General features: G+C 64.0%; 12 protein-coding genes. 8 read left to right on the top strand and 4 right to left on the bottom strand.

Annotated features, from left to right (window positions below):
- Positions 1 to 5 precede the first annotated feature (5 nt).
- Positions 6 to 2,219, bottom strand: coding sequence for a patatin-like phospholipase family protein (locus V7D81_RS10730; protein WP_324316472.1), 2,214 nt, complete (start codon positions 2,217 to 2,219; stop codon positions 6 to 8).
- A gap of 159 nt (positions 2,220 to 2,378) precedes the next feature.
- Here V7D81_RS10730 and V7D81_RS10735 point away from each other — a divergent pair, with 159 nt between their 5' ends.
- The 5 genes from V7D81_RS10735 to V7D81_RS10755 all read left to right on the top strand — a co-directional run bounded on the left by V7D81_RS10735 (position 2,379) and on the right by V7D81_RS10755 (position 9,617).
- Positions 2,379 to 4,343, top strand: coding sequence for a pyrroloquinoline quinone-dependent dehydrogenase (locus V7D81_RS10735; protein ID WP_324316473.1), 1,965 nt, complete (start codon positions 2,379 to 2,381; stop codon positions 4,341 to 4,343).
- 179 nt (positions 4,344 to 4,522) lie between these two features.
- Positions 4,523 to 6,631 (top strand): TonB-dependent receptor, encoded by a 2,109-nt coding sequence (locus V7D81_RS10740; protein ID WP_324316475.1) that lies wholly within the window; start codon positions 4,523 to 4,525, stop codon positions 6,629 to 6,631.
- A 91-nt stretch (positions 6,632 to 6,722) separates the two neighbouring features.
- Positions 6,723 to 8,360, top strand: a complete 1,638-nt coding sequence (locus V7D81_RS10745; RefSeq protein WP_324316477.1) for a Na+/H+ antiporter — start codon at positions 6,723 to 6,725, stop codon at positions 8,358 to 8,360.
- A 90-nt stretch (positions 8,361 to 8,450) separates the two neighbouring features.
- Entirely contained in the window at positions 8,451 to 9,338 is an 888-nt protein-coding gene (locus tag V7D81_RS10750) for a DUF4351 domain-containing protein (RefSeq protein WP_324316478.1), read from the top strand.
- A gap of 63 nt (positions 9,339 to 9,401) precedes the next feature.
- Positions 9,402 to 9,617, top strand: a complete 216-nt coding sequence (locus V7D81_RS10755; RefSeq protein WP_324316479.1) for a hypothetical protein — start codon at positions 9,402 to 9,404, stop codon at positions 9,615 to 9,617.
- 233 nt (positions 9,618 to 9,850) lie between these two features.
- On the opposite strand, the gene V7D81_RS10760 is transcribed toward V7D81_RS10755, so the two are convergent.
- Genes V7D81_RS10760 through V7D81_RS10770 form a run of 3 tightly spaced genes read right to left on the bottom strand, consistent with a single transcriptional unit; the run spans position 9,851 to position 15,091 of the window.
- Positions 9,851 to 11,446, bottom strand: coding sequence for a hypothetical protein (locus V7D81_RS10760; protein WP_324316481.1), 1,596 nt, complete (start codon positions 11,444 to 11,446; stop codon positions 9,851 to 9,853).
- A gap of 11 nt (positions 11,447 to 11,457) precedes the next feature.
- Positions 11,458 to 13,911, bottom strand: coding sequence for a LamG domain-containing protein (locus tag V7D81_RS10765; protein ID WP_324316483.1), 2,454 nt, complete (start codon positions 13,909 to 13,911; stop codon positions 11,458 to 11,460).
- Positions 13,912 to 13,924: 13 nt separating this feature from the next.
- Positions 13,925 to 15,091 carry a hypothetical protein gene (locus tag V7D81_RS10770; RefSeq protein WP_324316485.1) on the bottom strand — a complete coding sequence of 389 codons (1,167 nt, stop codon included), beginning with the start codon at positions 15,089 to 15,091 and terminating at the stop codon, positions 13,925 to 13,927.
- A 554-nt stretch (positions 15,092 to 15,645) separates the two neighbouring features.
- On the opposite strand from V7D81_RS10770, the gene V7D81_RS10775 reads away from it, so the two are divergent.
- From V7D81_RS10775 to V7D81_RS10785, 3 genes are read left to right on the top strand one after another with little or no spacing between them, the layout of a single operon-like run.
- Complete coding sequence (locus tag V7D81_RS10775) at positions 15,646 to 18,501, top strand: hypothetical protein (protein ID WP_324316487.1); 2,856 nt, start codon at positions 15,646 to 15,648, stop codon at positions 18,499 to 18,501.
- A complete protein-coding gene (locus V7D81_RS10780) occupies positions 18,501 to 19,244 on the top strand; it encodes an outer membrane beta-barrel protein (RefSeq protein ID WP_324316489.1) in 744 nt (247 codons plus the stop codon). The genes V7D81_RS10775 and V7D81_RS10780 overlap by 1 nt, the downstream gene beginning before the upstream one ends.
- Positions 19,211 to 19,909 (top strand): outer membrane beta-barrel domain-containing protein, encoded by a 699-nt coding sequence (locus V7D81_RS10785; protein ID WP_324316491.1) that lies wholly within the window; start codon positions 19,211 to 19,213, stop codon positions 19,907 to 19,909. Before V7D81_RS10780 ends, V7D81_RS10785 begins: the two co-directional genes overlap by 34 nt.
- Positions 19,910 to 19,937: the final 28 nt, after the last annotated feature.

Raw genomic sequence — 19,937 nt, forward strand, 5'->3', positions numbered from 1 at the left:
AGTCCTCAGAACGATCGGCCGAGAAACAGATAGAACTGCTTGTCGCCGCCTTCATCGAAACCGGCGGCCAGATAGACCGGCCCCAGCGGCGTATCCACGCCGAAGAACAGGCTTCCATCCTTGCGCAGATCGCCGGTGCTGATGTCGTCGCGCCGCAGCCAGGTATTGCCCGCCTCCGCCGAGACGCCGATGTACGCCGGCAGGTCGAGGACGCCCGAACCGCCGCGACCGATCTTGCGGTAGTAGATGAACCGCGCGATGCCGTAGTGCGGGCCGGACAGATAACCGGGCGGCAGCCCGGACAGATTCCAGAAACCGCCGAGCGAGAAGAAATCCTCCGGACGCGTCAGGTCGTCGATCGTGGTGCCGATGTCGGTCCAGAAAATGAAGGTGTTGCGGTCGATGGAACGCGCGATCAGCCAGTTCGTGACGAAGGCATCGAATTCCTGATCGGCGCCGAAGCCGGAACGCTCGCCGCGCCATTCGAACGTGAACTGCTGGCCGCGCCGCGGAAAGAAAATGCTGTCGAGCTTGTCGTACGAGAAGCGCGCGAACATGCCGCCGCGATTGAATTCATCGCCGGGCAGCATCGGATCGCCGATGAGCACGTGCGAACGACCTTCGCCGCGGCGCACGCCGAAGCGGAACTCGCCCCAGTTCGACAGCTCGCGTCCCACGTCGAGCGCGCCCTGCAGCGAGCGCACCCGGTACTCGGCGAAGCGGCGATCGCCCTGCAGCGCATAGACGCTGCGTTCCTCGAACTCGATCTGCGGCGCGACGAAGTAGCGGCTCGCCAGCGACAGCGGCTGGTAGAACTCGGTGAACACGCGCGGGTTCTCGCCGATCTGCAGGTCCGTCAGCCATTCGGCGCCGAGCGCATTGAGCTCGGTCATGATGAAACGCATCGCCGCGTTGTAGCGGCTGTTGCCTTCGAAGTCGTCTTCGAGATTGAGTCCGAAGCGCGCGTAATTCGGCCCCCAGCTCTTGCGGCGCAGGCTCATCTCCAGACCCGTGGCGCCGTTCTCTTCCACCAGCGAATAGTCGATCGACTCGAACAGGTCGAGCGCATACAGCGACGACAGCTGCTGCTGCATCGTCGCCGGATCGAGCGGCTTGCCGACGACATCGCTCATCGTCGCATCGACCAGTCGCGCGTAGTCCTGCGAACGCGAGTCGGCGTGCACGAATTCGATCGTCGGCCGCTGCGTCGCCCGCGGATTGCGGCCGGCCAGGTATTCGCGGTAGTGCGCCTCGTCCAGCGCCAGCGCGCTCAGCCGATTGCTTGCCGCCTGCGCGGCCTGTTCGCCCGCGCGCAGTGTTTGCGTCATGCGGGTGAAGTCAGTCGACGTCAGCTTGCCCAGCGGCGGATCGATGACGATGTCGCGCTCCGTGAGCTTGCGACGCTCTTCGAGCGTGCGCGAGCGGATCATGATGGCGAAGGCCTGGTTCGTCACTTCGATGGGCGATGCGAGCTGATCGCGCGAATACAGCGGAAAGCTCACGTCCACCACGATCAGCACGTCGACACCCATGTCGCGCGCGATGTCGATCGGCAGGTTCTGCACCAACCCGCCATCGACGAGCAATCGACCTTCGCGCTGCGCCGGCGCGAAGACGCCGGGGGCCGACATGCTCGCGCGCAAGGCCGTGACCAGATCGCCGGACTTCATCAGCACGGCTTCGCCCGTTTCCAGATCGGTGGCGATCGCGCGGAAGGGAATGGGCAGGCGATCGAAGTCCTGCACTTCGGCCACGGGCAGCGCGGCGTTGCGCAGCACCTGTTCGAGCTTCTGGCCCTGCACCAGTCCCTGGGGGAGGACGAAGCCATCCTCGCGCACGCCCAGCGAATAGCGCACCAGGAAATTCCGGTCGTCCTGCTTGCGACGGAACCCCAGCTCCGCACGCGGCGGCCGGTCCAGGAACGCGTCCTGCCAGTTCACCGAATTCATCAGCGTTTCGATTTCGCGGGCGGACATGCCCGAGGCATAGAGCCCGCCGACGACCGCGCCCATGCTCGTTCCCGCAATCGCGTCCACGGGCACACGCATCTCGTCGAGCACCTTGAGAACGCCCACATGGGCCGCGCCGCGGGCGCCGCCGCCGCTCAGCACCAGCCCGATCCGCGGACGCGCCGTTTCGGCGGCGAATGTCGCGGTGGACGTGCAGGCGAGCAGGCAGAGCGTCAGTGCGCGGAGAGTCGATGCGATCGGTCGTTGCATGGGCGGTTCGTGGCGCGCAGCGGAAATCCCGGGCGATAGTAGCGTAGGCATCCGCCTGTGGGGCCGGCTTCAGCCGGCCATCCCGGAGGGTCAGGCTGAAGCCTGACCTACAGTAAGAGAGCCGGCCCCGGCAGAAGAAAGTGGTTTAGGCTGCTTCACATGTCGCACGCCCGCCGCATTGCGCTGCTCGCTCTACTGGCCCTGCCGACGCTGGCGGCACCACCGCACCGGCAGCTCGTCGATGACGACGCCGACTGGCGCTTCTATGGCGGCGATGCCGGCGGCAGCCGTTATGCGGATCTGAAGCAGATCGACCGCCGCAACGTCGACCAGTTGCAGATCGCCTGGACCTACCGCAGCGGCGAACTCGGCGCCGGTTTCGCGCGCGCCGACAAGCTGTCGTTCGAAGCCACGCCGATCCTCGCCAACGGCTCTCTCTATCTCAGCACGCCGACCAACATCGTCATCGCGCTCGATCCGGCCACGGGACGCGAACGCTGGCGTTACGACCCGAAGATTCCGCGCGACCTGCACTACTCCGAAGCCACTTCGCGCGGTGTGTCGTGGTGGGTCGATACCCAGCTCGAATCCACCGCGCCCTGCGCGACGCGGATCTTCATCGGCACGCTGGATGCGCGACTGATCGCAGTCGACGGCGCCAGCGGCCGTCCGTGCGCCGGCTTCGGCGTCGATGGCGTCGTCGATCTGGGCGCGGGCGTGCGCCTCGTCGAGCGCGGCGACTATCTCGTAACCTCGCCGCCCGCGATCTATCGCGACCTCGTCATCACGGGCTCGGCCATCGGCGACAACCGCGGCGTCGAACTGGAGCGCGGCGTCGTGCGCGCGTTCGATGCACGCACCGGCGCGCTGCGGTGGTCGTGGGATCCGATCCCCATCGCCGAAGCGAATGATCTCGCGACGCGCGGCTGGACGGCCTCCGCTGCGCAGCGGACGGGCGCAGCGAATGCGTGGTCGATCTTTTCCGTCGATGCGGGCCGCGACCTGGTGTTCATTCCGACCGGCTCGGCGAGTCCCGATTTCTTCGGCGGCGAACGCGCGGGCGACAACCGCTACGCGAATTCGCTGGTCGCACTGCGCGCCAGCACCGGCCAGCTCGTCTGGCACCGCCAGCTCGTGCATCACGATCTGTGGGATTACGACCTCGCTGCGCAGCCACTGCTGGTCGACATCGAACGCGAGGGCAAGTCCATCGCCGCAGTGATCCAGGCCACCAAGACCGGCATGCTGTTCGTGTTCGATCGCGAAACCGGCGAGCCCGTGTTCGAGATCGTCGAGCGCGCCGTTCCGGCCAGCGATGTGCCGGGCGAGGCGGCGTCGCCAACGCAGCCTTTTCCCGCAACGCCGGCGCTCGTCTCGCACGCGGCGGTGACACCGCAGGACGCCTGGGGACTGACGTTCTATGACCGCGGACGCTGCCGCGAGCTCATCGAGAACCATCGCTCCGAAGGCATTTTTACGCCGCCGAGCCTGCGCGGCACGATCATGTCACCGGGTTACGCCGGCGGCGTGAACTGGGGCAGTCTCGCCTTCGACAGCGAACGACAGCTCGTCCTCGCAGCCGTCATCAACGTGCCGATGGTGGTGACGCTGGTGCCGCGCGACGACTTCGACACCGCACGCAAATCGGGCCAGTGGCCCGATTCCGAGTTCGCGCGCCAGGCCGGCACGGCGTACGGCATGCGACGCGAGGCGTTGATGTCGCCGCTGGGATTGCCCTGCACGCCGCCGCCGTGGGGAACGCTGGCGGCGGTCGATCTCCGGCGCAACACCATCCGCTGGCAGGTGATGCTCGGCTCCACGCGCGACAAGACGCCGTGGTTCGTGCCGTCGGCAACGCTCGGCATGCCCAACATGGGCGGGCCGATCGCAACGGCCGGCGGCCTGGCCTTCATCGGCGCCGCCACCGACAACTATCTGCGTGCTTTCGACCTCGAAACCGGTCAGGAACTCTGGAAAGGCCGACTGCCCGCCGGTGGTCAGGCCACGCCGATGACCTACGAGATGAACGGACGCCAGTTCGTCGTCATCGCTGCCGGCGGACACGGCGGGCTGGACACGACGCGCGGGGATTACGTCGTGGCGTTTGCGCTGCCGCAGAAGTAGCGGCGCGGCCTTCTTCCTCTTCCTGTGGGGCCGGCTTCAGCCGGCCTGTCGAAGAAGTCAGGCTGAAGCCTGACCTACACTCAGCCCACAGGAGGAACAGACAAAAATTCTGCAGACATTGACCACCCGTCCGACGAAGATACGCCCTCCCGTATTCCTGGACCCGCAAGCTACTACTCATGACCGACATCCTGAAGTCCGCCGTGGCGCTGACGCTGCTCTGCCCCGTGCTCCCCGTGTCCCCCGTGGAGATCTTCTTTCTTTCCAACGCTTCCGCCGCCGAACAGATCGACGAAGTCGTCGTGACCGCAACAAGGCGCGCCGAACAGCTGCGCGATTTCGCCGGCAGCATTTCGATCGTGAGCGACCGCGACGTCGCGATGGTCGGCTCGACCCATCACGCGGAGATCATGAACCGCGCGGCGGGCACCATGATCCAGCGCAACAGCGGCGAGGAAAGCCTGACGGCGATCCGCTCGCCCGTGCTGTCCGGCCCGGGCTCGTGCGGCGTCTTCCTGTTCCTGGAGAACAGCGTGCCGATCCGCCCGGTCGGCTTCTGCAACGTCAATGAACTCTTCGAGGTGAACACCGAGGAAGCGCAGTCGATCGAAGTGCTGCGCGGTCCCGCCGGCGTCGTCTACGGTTCCGGTGCGATGCACGGCGCGATCAACGTGCTGCAGGCAACGCCGGCGCAGCTTCCTTCCGTGGGCCTCGGTCTCGAGAGCGGACCCGACGAGTTCTATCGCGGCAAGTTCGCCTTCGGGCACACCGGCACGAGCACCGACGTCGGTGTCGTCGGTCTCGCGTCTCACGATGGCGGCTGGCGCGACGATTCGGGACTGGAAGAACAGAAACTGAATGCGCAGCTCATCCATCGCGGCGACGACGCGCTGATGGGGCTGAGTCTCGCCGCCACCAATCTCAACCAGGAGACGGCGGGCTTCATCCAGGGCGAGGACGCCTACAAGGATGAATCGATCAAGAAATCCAACCCGAACCCCGAGGCCTATCGCGATGCCTACGCGGTGCGACTGACCGGTCAGTACCAGCGCCAGCTCAGCGACACGCTGCAGCTCGACCTGCGTCCGTACGTGCGTCACTCGCGCATGGATTTCCTGCAGCACTTCCTGGTCGGCAAGCCGACCGAAGAAAACGGCCAGGACTCCATCGGCCTGCTGTCGTCGCTGCACATCGATGCCTTCACCAACACCAGCATCCTCGCCGGCATCGATCTCGAATTCGCCGAAGGCTTCCTGAAAGAAACCCAGGACGGCCCGGCGACCGACGGCACGCCGGCCGCCAACGACATTCGTCCCGCCGGCAAGCACTACGACTACACCGTCGACAGCTCGGTGGCCGCGATCTATGCGCAACTCGATCAGCCGTTCGCGCAACGCTGGAAATTCAGTGCGGGCGTGCGGGTCGAGTATGTCGACTACGACTATGACAACCGCATGATCGCGGGCAACACGCGCGACGATGGCACGCCCTGCCCCGGCACGGGCTGTCTCTACAGCCGCCCTGCCGATCGCAGCGACGACTTCACGAGTCCGACCGGCAAGATCGGCCTCACCTATTCCATCAACGACTCGCATGCGATCTATGCCACCGCGACACACGGCTACCGCGCGCCGGACACCAGCGAGCTGTATCGCCTGCAGCGCCAGCAATCGATTGCCGACCTCGATGCGGAAGAACTCGACAGCATCGAGATCGGCGCGCGCGGCCAGTTCGCGTCGCTGCGCTACTCGCTCGCGGCATTCGACATGACCAAGGACAACGTCATCTTCCGCGACGCCAATGCCTTCAACGTCAGCGACGGCCGTACCAAGCACCGCGGCGTCGAATACGAATTCAGCTGGGCGATCGTCGACTCGCTGCGGCTCGCGCTGGCCGGCACGTACGCGGAACACACGTACGACTTCAACCGCTCGGTCGAACAGGGCGAAACCATCGTCGCCGGCCGCGACGTCGACACCGCACCGCGCCACGTGAATACCGCCCGCATCGACTGGCGTCCGCTCGATTCGCTGGGCGCCGAACTGGAATGGGTCGGCGTCGGCCGCTACTACGTCGATGCCGCCAACGCCCACGAATACGAAGGCCATGACCTGCTGAACCTGCGCCTCGCCTGGAACGCCACCGCCCACTGGACCGGCATCGTGCGCGTCAACAATCTCACCGACGAGGATTACGCGGATCGCGCCGACTACGCCTTCGGCAACTACCGTTATTTCCCGGGAAGGGATCGCACGGTGTTCGTGGAAGTGAACTACCGGACGGAGTGAACTGAACTCTCGCGGGGGCCGGCCTCGGCCCCCTCTGCCTGTGAGGCCGGCTTCAGCCGGCCAGCCCAGTTCCGGATAAGCACTACTGCCGATGGGCGCCATCGAAATCGTTCTCGCCATGCTCGTCGCCGTCGTCGTCAGCGGCGTGCTGGTGCGGTTGCTGCCGCTGCCGATTCCCACGCCGCTGGTGCAGATCGCACTGGGCGCGGCGATCACTGCGCTGTCCGAGCATCAGGTGCGCCTCGATCCGGAGGTGTTCTTCCTGCTGTTCCTGCCGCCGCTGCTGTTTCTCGATGGCTGGCGCATTCCCAAGGAAGGACTGTTCCGCGACAAGGACATGATCCTGGAACTGGCGCTGGGACTGGTGATCCTCACCGTCGTCGGCATGGGCCTGCTGATTCACTGGATGATTCCGGCGATGCCGTTCGCGGTGGCCTTTGCGCTCGCAGCGATCGTGTCGCCGACCGACCCGGTCGCGGTCTCGGCCATCACCGAGCGCATCCCCGTTCCCAAGCGCGTCATGCACGTGCTCGAAGGCGAATCGCTGCTCAACGACGCGTCGGGCCTGGTGTGCTTCCGCTTCGCGGTTGCGGCGGCGGTGACGGGCACGTTCTCGCTCTCCAACGCTGCCTTGACGCTGGTGTGGGTGGCGCTGGGCGGCGTTGCCGCGGGTGTCGGCGTGACCTGGGCCATCTCCTGGCTCAAGAACCTGATCAGCCGGCACTACGGCGAAAATCCCGGCTCGCAGGTGTTGATCAGCCTGCTCATTCCTTTCGCCGCCTACCAGGTTGCCGAACATCTCGGCTGCTCGGGCATCCTCGCCGCCGTCGCCGCCGGCATCACCATGAGCTACGCGGAACTGTCGGGTCGCGCGCTTGCCAGCACACGAGTGCAGCGCACCGCCGTGTGGGACACGATGCAGTTCGCGCTCAACGGCGTGATGTTCGTGCTGCTCGGCGAACAGCTGCCCGGCATCTTCGAGAACGCCGTCACCACCGTGCAGGAGTCCAATCACGAGAATCCCTGGTGGCTCGCCGTCTACGTGCTCGCCATCAACCTGGGTCTCGCCTGCCTGCGCTTCGCATGGGTATGGGTTTCGATGTCGCTCTCGGCCTTCGCCGCGCGCCGTCGCGGACTCGATCCGCGTCCGGCGCCGACGTGGCGGACCGTCGCTGCCATGTCCCTCGCCGGCGCGCGCGGCGCCATCACGCTGGCGGGCGTACTCACGTTGCCGCTGGCGCTGCCCGGCGGCGAAGCCTTCCCTGCGCGCGATCTCGCCATCTTCCTCGCCGCCGGCGTGATCATCCTGTCGCTGGTGGCCGCGAGCATCGCATTGCCGAGACTGCTCGCCGGTCTGGAGATCCCTCCCGATTCGCATGAGAAGCAGAGCGAAGATCAGGCGCGCGTGGCCGCCGCGCAGGCTGCGATCCAGTCGATCGAACAGGCGCTCCACGACCTGGCGGAAGGACAGCCCGATGCGGACCTGTATGCCGACGCCGCCACCCGCGTCATGGATTTCTACCGGCGGCGCATCGAAGGCCTCACCGGCGTGGAGGAAAACGCATCGCGCCTGCGCCGCGGCGATTCGCTCGAAGGCCAGCTGCGACTGGCCGGTCTCAACGCCGAACGCGAAACCATCTTCGCGATGGCGCGTCATCACGCCATTTCGGACGAATGCTCGCGCAAGCTGGTGCGGGAGATCGATCTGATGGAAGAGCGGTTGCGGTGAGGCGGCGACCAGGCACGATCCTTCGAATAATTCCGCAGACACGCACTTATTCGTCGCCGACGAAGCGCGCCTTCGTCCTAGCCTCCGTGCATGCCTTCGCATCTGCATGAAGCGCTTCTGCTGCTGTTCCGCAACCGTCCCACGCTCGCGCCGGAGCTGCTGCGCGATGCGCTGCAGGTGGAACTGCCGGCGTATACCGAAGCGCGGATCGATTCGGCGGACCTGACCGATATCCAGCCCACCGAGTACCGGGCGGACCTGGTTGTCCTGCTGCTCGATGGCAAACCGGTGATGGGCATCATCGTCGAGGTGCAACTGTCGCCGGACGAGCGCAAGCAGTTCGTCTGGCCGGTGTACGTGACGAACCTGCGGGCGCGATTGAAGTGCCCGGTGTGTCTGCTGGTCGTCACCGCCGATGAAGCGGTCGCTCGTTGGGCATCCAGGCCCATCGAACTCGGCGGGGCCAGCCTGTTCGCGCCACTGGGACTGCGGCCCTCAGGCGGGCCCGAGATCACCCACGAGAACAAGGCACGCGAGGATCCCGAACTCGCCGTGCTTTCCGCCATGGCGCACGGACAGGACGCCGATTCCGCCAAGTCCGCACAGATCGCCGTGGCAGCCCACCTGGCCAGCGTCGGGCTCGACGAGGACCGCTCGCGGCTGTATTTTGACCTCGTTCTCAGCTCCCTCAGTGAGGCCGCCCGCCGGGCGTTGCAGACCATGGATCCAGCGAAATACGAGTACCGCAGCGACTTTGCCCGGCGCTACGTGGCGGAGGGGATTACTCAAGGCAACGCCCAGGGTCGCGCCGCAATGGTCACCCGGCTGCTGACGCTCCGCTTCGGCTCTCTGCCGGAAGACGTGCGCAGCGGAATCGCCGCAGCGTCGATCGAAGAGCTCGATGCGATCGGCGAACGATTGCTGACGGCGGAAACGCTGCAGGAAGCGATACGCTCGTCAACACAAACGGCCGGCTGATCTGCCGGGCCGTCGATCGCCTCTGATCTGATCCCCTCCTCCGCGAAGCGGGGGAGGGTTAGGGTGGGGGCCTCAACGCAAACTGCACTGTCTGAACGGATCGAACTGGTCGAAGCCGAGTGCGTACGTATCGCACTCCAGCATCACCGCGCGGGCCTGGCCTTCGCCGACGCCCTGCATCTGATGCAGGCAGAGGACACGACTTTCCTGACGATGGACCGCAAACTGCTGCGCCGGTCCGCGAAGCTGGGGCTGAACGTGGAGACGGTCAGCCGCTGATCGTCACGGTGGCGATCGGAATCGCAGCGTCGATCGAAGAACTTGTCCGTTCGTCAGCACAAACGACCGGCTGACCTGCCGGCCAAAGAAAGGCACGGACGAACCCGGGCCTTTGGTGTCCACCACCCACTCCTCGCAGAAATGGAATCAGATCGGCGTGTAGCCGCCGTTGCCGTTCGCGATCACTCGTGAACAACGCGAGGATCGTGTATTGCCAACGCCTTCTTGCACCACTATGCCACGGGCGACGGAGGCACCGTACCACTGACGATCGGCTGGAATGCTGTCATCGCATCGAGTGCCCCATCCGCGCCCAGCGCATTACCGAACTGAGTGTTGAACGCCCCGGATTCGCCGTGCAGTGCCATGTAGTTGAGCAGCACCGTTTGCACTAGCAGGTTGACGTTGTTCGCCGCCGGGCTGCTGCTGTTCACAACATCGCCGTTCGCGCTGAACACGCCGAGCTGTTGATGGCGAGCTGCTGCGGTTGTGCCCTCGCCGATCAAGGCAGGCCGGCCACCCAGCCGCGGCGGGTTGTAGACCAGGAAGAACGAAGCCGCAGTTGCCTGGTTATCGCCTGTCCACTCTCCCTTGCCACCCCCATCCTGAGAGTTGTCGACGCGCCCATTGGAAGACAATGAGCCGTCGCTGAAAACATAGATCATCACGGGCTGCTGCTTGCGTGCCGCGAACTCCAACACCGCGCCGATACAGCGGCCCGCGAGCAAGTCGCGCCGCTCGCCCGTAGCCCGATCGCCGGTGTGGTAGTCGAACCCTCCCATACTGATCGTGCCAGCGCCCGCATTGCCTTGGACGACCAGCTTCATGACCGATGCGGTCTTCTGGAATTCGCCGTTGCCACCGAAATTCGCGCCGAAGATCGCCGTAATATCCGGGTCGGCGCCCGGATCCAGCGCCGCCGGATTGCCAAAGGTATTGATCGTGTCCACCGTCTTTACATACGCGCATTTGGCGCGGCGGCGCGTCGCTTCGTCCTGATCGAATGGCAACTCTGTATGCACGCGCAGCAGCTTGTCGCGGCTGATGCGCGTCATTGACTCGAGCACCCGGATGGTGTCGCTCTGATTGCCCAGAATCGTGCCGAGTTCGCCGGTATCGACCAAGCCGACCACATCGCTGCGGCGGTCAATCTTCGTCGGTCGCAGCGACGGATCGATCATCATCGTCGGCGCCATCGAATTCCCACCGGACTCCGAGTTCTGGGAGCCGATCAGCGTCAGCAGTTCACCTTTCGCCCCGAGGCCGTCCGGCGCCGCCCTGGCGATGCCGTACATCGGGTTGTGAGGATTGTTGCCTGTGTCGTTCTCCGAGCGCGCGGCGATCACCGCGCCATTGACGCCGGCCTGCGTTGTCACCGAGGTCATCTCGAGCATGCCGCGCAGGAAAGCGCTGTCGGAATGGAAGCGTAGACCGAACGCCTCATTCACGAACGCCGGGTTCGACGGCAGCATGTCGCCCGGCAGACCGAGCTTCGAGTATCCCTGGGTGCTCAGGAAATCCATCTGGCCGCCCGCCTGCCCAACCAGCACATTCGAGCCGGCGATATTCGCGCCACCGGCCAGGTCGAAACAGATGAACGGAATTTTTTGATTGCCCGGCGCGATGTTGCAATCGCTGGCTGCTTTCATGGCGGCGATGTCGGGCGACAACTCGGCGCGCACCATGCCCGGCACAAACACCGTAGCCGCGCCGGTAATGAAGCCTTGCGCGAGAAAGTCCCGGCGCGTCACCGGCTTGCGGTGCGATTCATGCCGGATCGGCTCACCGACTTCCAGCGCGCGCTTACGACGGCTCTTGATGATGAACATACGCCTTGCCCTTATTGAACCAACATGGCGGCACTGCCAAGCGCCGCACCGCAAACTGCCTTGGTCACTGCCAGACTGCGCGCACCGCTGCAATTCGTCGGACACAACTGCCCCACCAGCGATCTGAGTTCGTCGGTGGTTTCGGGCGACGGCTGCGTCTGCGCCGCGCCGATGGCCTTCGCCACGATCGGAGCGATGATGGTGTCCCGAGCCGCTGGCAACTGCAGTCCACTGAGGTTGCTTCCAAAGAAGTCCTGGCGCGCGTTCGCGTCATCGACCAGCGCGCTGCAGTACACCAGCGCAAGCTGGGCGATCGATGTCTGATGCGACGACAGGAACGCTTCGATGGATGGCGTCGCCGGCAGCGAGGCACGCACGTTGTCGAACGTCGTTCTCACGGATGCGGTATTCGGACTCACCCCCGTGACCGACGCCATCGTCGCGTTGATCTGATCGAAGGTGCGCACGCCGATATCCGCGGGCCGCGACGTGAGCGGCACCGGGCGCAGCACGGCAGCCGCGAATTGCGAGCACACGTTGGTGCGGCTACCTAGCCGATCGAAGCACAGGAAAAATTCATCGGAGGCCGGTCCCTGCTCGACCGGAATGATGGTGCCGACGCTCGACAGCGCCTGGCCGGTTTCCGCCGAGTAGTTCGTATCGCTGATCGCGACATCAAGCAGGCGATACGCCTGCCCCACGATCGGTTCCGCGCCGTTCAGGCCGATGCGCATGCCCTGCAGCGCGATGCTGCCCGGTCTCGCCGCGGGGTCGAGGCTGATGAATTTCGGATTGGTGAACAGATAGCCTGACGAATCGTACTGCGTCACTTCAAACATGACGTACGACTGCGGCATGTCGATCAGATGCCCGACACCGAACAGCAGGAAGAACTTCTGACCGACGCCTGCCTCGAAGTTCTGCCGGATCTGCGCCAGAGTGAGCGCGCGCTTGTGAACGGCCGCCAGCCGGATCACGCCCGTCCATTGATGATCCGGATCGGAGCTGACCTCATTGCCGAGCGCGAAGGCGAAACTGTTGTCCCATTCGCCGAGCGTGCCACCACCAGCCGAATCCAGATCGCCGGTGAATTCGCCGTTGACGTAGATCCGCCGGCCATTCACCGGATCGAACGTCATGACGACATGCTGCAAGGAAGATTGCAGCCGCTCATCGTCCGGGTCTGTCGTCAGCAACGGTCCTCCGTTGTTGTTGGTCGCGGTGCTGCGATTGAAGAACTCGTAGTTGTACATCGTCTGACCCATCGTGAAATTGCGGGTCGTATTGCTGCCGGAATAGCTGACGATGCGGGCTTCTTCCTGCGTGACATTGCCTGGCGCAACCCAGGCTTCGATGGAGTACTCGCCGGTCGCGCCGATCATCTCCTGGAACTTGCGGCTCGCCGTCGTCGAAGCCTGCGCCTTGGAGCCGCCGTTCATGACAGCCTTGATATTGATGCCCCATCCTCCGACCCAACTGACGTCGCCGGAGAATTGCAGATCCGCCGCAGGACTGACGCCGCTGGTGTCATAGGCCGTCGCGCCGCTGCCCGTCTGGAATTCATACAGGGCAATCAGGTTGTTCTCGTAGCGATTGCCGCCGCTCGCGACCGTGCCGTCAAACAGCGTGAGCGCCTTGCTCACCACCAGTGCCGGATCGATCCGGGTGACTGGAATCGCGGCCGCCATCGCGGTGATCGCGTTCTGTACCGCCTGCGCATCGTTGGCGCAGCTCGCCGACCAGCAGTTGTGCGACTCGTTGCGCAGGCGCACGACGAAACGCGAGGCGGCCGGGTTGTCCAGATTGATCTTCGGCATCGCCGCGAGATACGCCTCGGCCTGGTTGTCGGAGGCGAAGTACGGCGACTGCGCCGTCGGCGAATTCGAGCGATGGCATCCCGCGCATTCACCCGTGGTGCGCAGCAAAGTCCACAGCGCGGTGAATTCGCCTGGCGCGGTAGTGGGAAAGCGCCGCGTCTCGCCGGGATCCTTGGGCGTCGGCGGCAACAGTTGGATCTGGCGACCCGCGGCATCGCTCGCACCAACCCACGCCGTGATCCAGCGCGTCAGAATGCTGGCACATGCGCCCGCATCCGGCAGCCAGCAGTTATGACCACCACCGACCTTGAGCACGAGCGATGACTGCGACGGCGTCGTTCGATTGACGAGCCCCTCCATCTGCTGATACGCCGCATTGACATCATCGGAGCGCGCAAATGTCGGGGTCTGTTGCGCGGCATGACAGGAGCCGCAGCGGTTCGTGGCGCGAACGTTCTCCCAGAATTCGACACGAAATGCCTGAATATCGGCATTGGTCGGCTGCGGGCCACTGTAGCTGCTCGGCGCCGCCGTGCCTCCCGTGGGAGAGTTCTCCACGGTATCGGCACCGCCGCTACAACCGACGATGAACGCTGCAGACAGCGTGGCCAGCGTGATTCGAAGCACACGAAAGCTCATGACGCGCATCATCGCTCGCTCCTCATTCCCCGGCACAGTGCGCCGCCACCTGGGCGAACACGCGTCTCAGGTTGCCACCGTTTTCGTTCCTGAAGCTCGTCGCAATCGAGACGACATTGTCGTGATCATCAGCATTGCTCGGCGACCGGAAACAGATCGTGCGAAAAACCTTCTCGACCTGGCATTGCGCAAATGCCTCACTGTGCGCCAACTCTTCACCAAGCGATTTGGCGCCGGCACCGCTCCCAGGAAGGGACGGCGACCATCCAAGCAGTGTGTTCGGCCCCGGCAGGCGCCAGCGATTCTCCCAGCTGTCGTTCGTCGTCACGTAACCCGGCTTGAAGTTGTCCGAATTGATCAGGTACTTCGGCTGCACGACGTTGGGCGTGTAGACCAGACGACCTTGGTTCTCGTCGAAGTCGTAGTACGCAAAGGCCTGCGCAAGCGGGTCCATGCCGTTGTGGCAGCCGATGCAGTTGTTCAGATACACGCTGCTGTCGCCGCCGGGGCTGCGAGCGATGTCCTGACGGATGCGATCGGGAGGCCGCGTCACGTCGTGGACCTGTTCGAGATCGCGACACAGATGATTGAGCAGCGTGAAGCGGAACATCGCGCGGTTGGTGCCGTCGATGAAAAATGCTTCCGCGGCGGCACGCGAGGTGATGATGCCTGCCGTCGCACTCGGCGGCAGCGTGCCGTTCAACGATGATTGCGTTCGCTCCTGCAGAACCGTACTCAGCCGCAAATCAGCGTTCGATCTCTCGAGTGCCTCGTAGTGAGCATTGCTCGACAACGAGTATGCGGGCGTCACGCCGGCACCGACATACACGATGTCGTCAGACAGCACACCACGAAAATCCTTGTTGTCTCGAACCATGCCGATCACGGTCGCCGTGTAGTCGTTGAGCGGCGCGAACGCGGTTTGATCACGGTTGGTCCACGGTGTCGCAAAGTTCTTGAGAACGACGCGATAGAAGCCGCTTGAGGTCGCATTGGCAGGATCGATGATGCCGAATGCCACGGCTTCGCGGCTGCTGCCACCGTCCAGCTGTGCGGTGAGCGATTCGAGTTGATCGGGCGTGGGCGCAGTGCCGGTCAAACGGTCGAACATGCGCTTCGCCTGTTCGCGCGTGCCGGCCTCGGCGACACTTCCACCGACGAGCGCGACCACCGCACACGCAGTTGCCATGACACATGCTACGGACCGTCTGCGCAGCGCACGCTGCCGCGAATCCCAGATACGTGTCGTGTTGCTCATGCCAGACCCATGAAATTGTTGAGTGAGCGGGAAATGCCAGGTCGCGGTTTCGGCTTCGCTGCCGCAGTTTTACCCCAGCGCGGTCGGCCATCCTCCGACAATCGCGGGCGGACTATAGCCATCAGGAAATCAGCCAGTAACTGTCTCAATCGCAAGACGTCGGGCTTCAGAGACAGTACCGACTACTTCGCGCGCGCATGTAGTCTCGTCGCCGCATTCCGGATGCATTCAACGTGTGCGATGCGAGTTCGAATGTGATCATGGTCACGCAATTCGCGCTTGCAACGCACGCATACCTCCGATTCAGGGTCCACCGCGATCACATCTGTGACTCGCTTAACGGTTGACGCAATATGTCGAGTCGAAGATAGGCGTGCAGTGAGGAACGCTCGCAGTACGCGCGAAGCTCCGGTGCCCGTGCAGGATTCAAGACCAACAAACGTTACGTAGCATCGATCGATGCACACTGATCCGGAGTACGCTCAATGAGCTTTCAGGCGCAGGCCGGGACTGCGATCTTCAGCGCCAAGATGCGACGCGTGATTGCGTTCATGCTCGCGTGCAGCGCGATCACGACGCTCGGCGCATGCAGCGGCGATGGCACCGGCGGCACCGACGTGACGATCGGCAGCGGGCAAAGCGGGGATGCAGCCACGGTCGACTTCCCCATCTTCTATGTGAAACGACCCGTCCCCGCATCCGATGCCGCCGTGGTCACGGACGCGCGGGAACTGCGCCGCTTCGAACCGGGCGCAGACCTGTACATGAGAGCGAGCGCTTCACCCTCTTCTGCCGAGATCAATCTCACCTCGTCGGTCACCGGCGATGGCCGGGCGGACCTCCGCGACGTGGAAGTGAGCTTCGACGGCAAGCGGGTCGTGTTCTCGATGCGGGTCGCCGAAGACGGCATGGACCTCGACGATGTCGATCCGGAAGAACTGCTGCCGAGCTGGAATATCTGGGAATACGACGTAGAAACCAGCACGCTGCGCCGCGTGATTGCATCGGACAACGTCGAAAACGACGGCCACGACATCATGCCGCACTACCTGCCCGGCATCGACTATCGGATCGTGTTCTCGTCGACCCGTCAGCGCGAAGCCAAGGCGGTCCTGCTCGATGAGAACAAGCCACAGTACCCCGCTCAAGTCGAAGGTACGACTGACAATCGACCCGCATTCAATCTTCACGTCATGAATGAAGACGGCAGCGGCATTCGCCAGTTGTCGTTCAATCAGAGCCACGATCTCGATCCCGCTGTGCTGGCGAATGGACAGATCGTCTTCACGCGCTGGGAACAGGCCATCGCCGGCAGCCAGATGGATCTCTATAGGATCAATCCGGACGGCACGGGCCTGGAATTGCTGTACGGCGCACACAGCCATGCAACCGGCTCGCCGAACCCGATCACCGGCGGTACGACGAGCATTCAGTTCTTACATCCACGCCCGATGCAGGACGGACGCACGCTCGTGCTGGTGCGCCCGTTCGATGGCACGGCCGAAGGTGGCGATCTCGTCCTGATCGACACCAGTAATTTCGTCGATTGCAACGACACGGTGCCGAGTACGTCGATCACGCCGGCGTCGCCGCAGTCGTGCAACGCGCAGTCACGCGCGCTGCCCACCGATGTGCGCACCGTCCCAGGCCCTTCGCCCGGTGGACGCTTCCGCTCCGCATCGCCGCTGTTCGACGGCTCCAACCGATTGCTGGTGAGTTGGTCGCAGTGTCGCCTCATCGAAGATGGCCGGGTGGTGCCGTGTACGTCCGAGCGCCTGAACCGCTACAGCCCCAATGATCCGACACTGGTCGAGGCGCCGCCGCTGTACGGCATCTACATCTATGACGTGCGCAATAATACCCAACGGCCCATCGTCACCCCCGAGGAAGGCTTCATCTACACCGAAGTCGTCGCCGCGGCAGCACGCAATACGCAGCCGCAGGTACTTCTCGACCGCATCGCCGGCGTGGACTATCCCCAGGCACTGCGCGACGAAGCTGTCGGCGTGCTGCACATCCGCAGCGTGTACGATCTCGACGGGATTGATCGTGCGCCCGGCGGCATCGTCGCTGCACGCAACCCTGCGGCGCCACGTATCCCGCGCTTCCTGCGACTGGAAAAGGTCGTCTCGCAACCCGACGAGGATGTTCGCGAGATCGCGAATACGGCATTCGGACGCGGCGGCCGCCGCTTCGGCATGCGCGACATCCTCGGCTATGCGCCGGTCGAGCCCGATGGCTCGGTGCTGGTCAAGCTGCCGGCAAACGTTCCATTCGTCATCAGCGTGCTCGACGGCAATGGCCGGCGAGTAGCGGGCGAGCTGGGTCAGCTGCATTCGAACTGGCTGCAAGTGCAGATTGGCGAAACGTTGCAGTGCAACGGCTGCCATTCGACGACGGTAAATGCGACGAACCCCGCACGCGCGCACGGGCGAGGCGCATTGACCGCCGCAGTCAACACGGGTGCTGCGACGACCAACATCTATCCGAATACGAACCCGGCACTCTTACCGCTCGTCGGGGAAACGATGGCCCAGACACGCGGCCGCATCATGTGCGATGGCGCCTGCGAGCCCACGCTCAATCTGATCCTGAACGATGTCTGGCTGCCGACGCTGCCCGCGAATCGGATCGAGGCATGCTATGCAAGCGGAGCCACCGACGTAGCCATCGATCCGGCGCGGCCACCGGGCGTGGACCCGAGTGACATCACGCGTCGTCACGTCTGCGGCAGCAGCCCGGACCCGACCACCCTGCGAACCACACTACCCACCAGCCTGGAGTGTGTCCGAAATTGGAATGGCAAGTGCCGCAGCACGATTCACTATCCGACACACATTCATCCACTGTGGAGCGTCGATCGGCGCGTACTCGATCCGAACCTGGATCCGTCGGATCCAGATGCCGTGATGGCCGATAACACGTGCACGTCCTGCCACTCGACGGTCGATGCTGCGAATGCGGCCCGCATTCCTGCTGGAGATCTCAATCTGACAGACGGGCTGTCCGAGATCGAGCCCGATCATCTCAACGCGTATCGACAGCTGCTGTTCGCTCACAGAGCCCAACGGTTGAATGCGATGGGACAGCCTGAGGACATCTGCATCCAGGAAGTGGTCAACGACGACGGCACCGTCGTCTGCGTCGCGTTCCAGCAGGCACCCATCACCATGAGCTTCAATGGTGCGAACGCATCGCGATTCTTCCAGAAGTTTGACGCCAATAATCCCAACGGTAATCATGCCGGCCGGCTCAACCCCGCGGAACTGAAGCTGATTTCCGAATGGCTCGACATCGGCGCCCAGTACTACAACGATCCGTTTGCGGCACCGGAGGATTGATGCCCCGCCTGTTGCGCCTGCTCATTCTTCCGGTCCTGTTCCTTGCAGCGCTCGCGCAGGCAGACGAGAACCTTCCGAAGATCCTGATCGCCGATCCGTACATCGAACTGCATACGGGTCCGGGACGCGGCTATCCCGTGTTCCACGTGGCCGAGCGCGGCCAGGAAGTCGAGATCGTCAAGCGCCGCACCGACTGGTTCATGGTCCGCACCAGCCGCGGCGTCGAAGGCTGGGCGCCGCGCGAGCAGATGCTCGCGACGCTCGAACCCACGGGTGAGCCGCTCGATCTGGATGAACCCGCACGCGAGAACTACATGAGCCGCCGCTGGCAGGCGGGCGTGATGGCGGGCGACTTCAGCGGCGCGAGCCTTGTTTCGGCCTTCGGCGGCTATGCGTTCAGCGACAACCTGTCGATCGAACTCACGCTCAATCACATGCCCGGCGAATACTCGGCGGCCTACAGCGCGACGCTCGGCCTGATGCACGTATTCGTGCCCGAATGGCGTGCGTCTCCTTACTTCACGCTCGGCACGGGCGTCATTCATATCGAACCCAAGTCGACGCTGGTCGAAGCGGAAGACCGCACCGACCAGATCGGCTATGTCGGCGGCGGTGTGCAGTTCTACCTGACGCGGCGTTTCATGCTGCGCACCGAATACCGCAAGGACATCATTTTCACGAGCCGCGACGATAACGAGGAAGTGGACGAATGGAAGTACATCGGCTTCGCCTTCTTTTTCTGACGCTGCTGCTGGCGAGCGTTCTTCCGGGCTGCGCCTGGTTCGGTCGCGGCCGCGATGCTGCGCCCGAAGCCGTCGCCGCTGCCGAAGTGCCGACCGGCGAATCGCGCGAACAGCCCATCATCGATCCGCAGGTCGAGCGGCGCGAAATCAAGCGTCCGCAGATCGACACCGAGGATTTCGAGATCGGCGTCTACGGCGGCATCCTCAGCATCGAGGACTTCGAGAGCAATCCGGTGTACGGCGCACGCCTCGCCTATCACCTCACCGAAGATTTCTTCCTCGAAGCGACGATCGGCCAGTCGCGCGCCGGCAAGACCAGTTACGAAACGCTGTCGGGCGCCGCCGAACTGCTCACCGACTCCGAACGCGACTACACCTACTACGCACTGTCGGCAGGATGGAACGCTTTGCCAGGCGAAGTTTTCATCGGCAAGAATCGCGCATACAACACCGCGTTCTATCTGGTGGCAGGCATTGGCAGCACACGGTTTGCAGGCGACGACTTATTCACGGTCAGCGGCGGATTCGGTTACAGAATCCTGCCCAACGACTGGATGGCGGTGCACTTCGACGTGCGCGACTACGTGTACGACACCGACCTGCTGGGCGAGAAAAAGATCGTCAATAATCTGGAAGCGCATCTCGGTTTGTCGATCTTCTTCTGAGAGAGGATGAGCGCTGGGACTGTCTGAC

It is taken from the genome of Povalibacter sp. (assembly GCF_036735925.1).
Lineage (GTDB): Bacteria > Pseudomonadota > Gammaproteobacteria > Steroidobacterales > Steroidobacteraceae > Steroidobacter.

Bases quoted from the DNA above. Each gene is read 5' to 3' on its own strand.
- V7D81_RS10745 (WP_324316477.1), top strand. From the start codon at position 6,723: ATGGGCGCCATCGAAATCGTTCTCGCCATGCTCGTCGCCGTCGTCGTC.
- V7D81_RS10780 (WP_324316489.1), top strand. From the start codon at position 18,501: ATGCCCCGCCTGTTGCGCCTGCTCATTCTTCCGGTCCTGTTCCTTGCA.
- V7D81_RS10765 (WP_324316483.1), bottom strand. From the start codon at position 13,911: ATGCGCGTCATGAGCTTTCGTGTGCTTCGAATCACGCTGGCCACGCTG.
- V7D81_RS10735 (WP_324316473.1), top strand. From the start codon at position 2,379: ATGTCGCACGCCCGCCGCATTGCGCTGCTCGCTCTACTGGCCCTGCCG.
- V7D81_RS10750 (WP_324316478.1), top strand. From the start codon at position 8,451: ATGCCTTCGCATCTGCATGAAGCGCTTCTGCTGCTGTTCCGCAACCGT.
- V7D81_RS10785 (WP_324316491.1), top strand. From the start codon at position 19,211: ATGGAAGTACATCGGCTTCGCCTTCTTTTTCTGACGCTGCTGCTGGCG.
- V7D81_RS10775 (WP_324316487.1), top strand. From the start codon at position 15,646: ATGAGCTTTCAGGCGCAGGCCGGGACTGCGATCTTCAGCGCCAAGATG.
- V7D81_RS10770 (WP_324316485.1), bottom strand. From the start codon at position 15,091: ATGGCAACTGCGTGTGCGGTGGTCGCGCTCGTCGGTGGAAGTGTCGCC.
- V7D81_RS10760 (WP_324316481.1), bottom strand. From the start codon at position 11,446: ATGTTCATCATCAAGAGCCGTCGTAAGCGCGCGCTGGAAGTCGGTGAG.
- V7D81_RS10730 (WP_324316472.1), bottom strand. From the start codon at position 2,219: ATGCAACGACCGATCGCATCGACTCTCCGCGCACTGACGCTCTGCCTG.
- V7D81_RS10740 (WP_324316475.1), top strand. From the start codon at position 4,523: ATGACCGACATCCTGAAGTCCGCCGTGGCGCTGACGCTGCTCTGCCCC.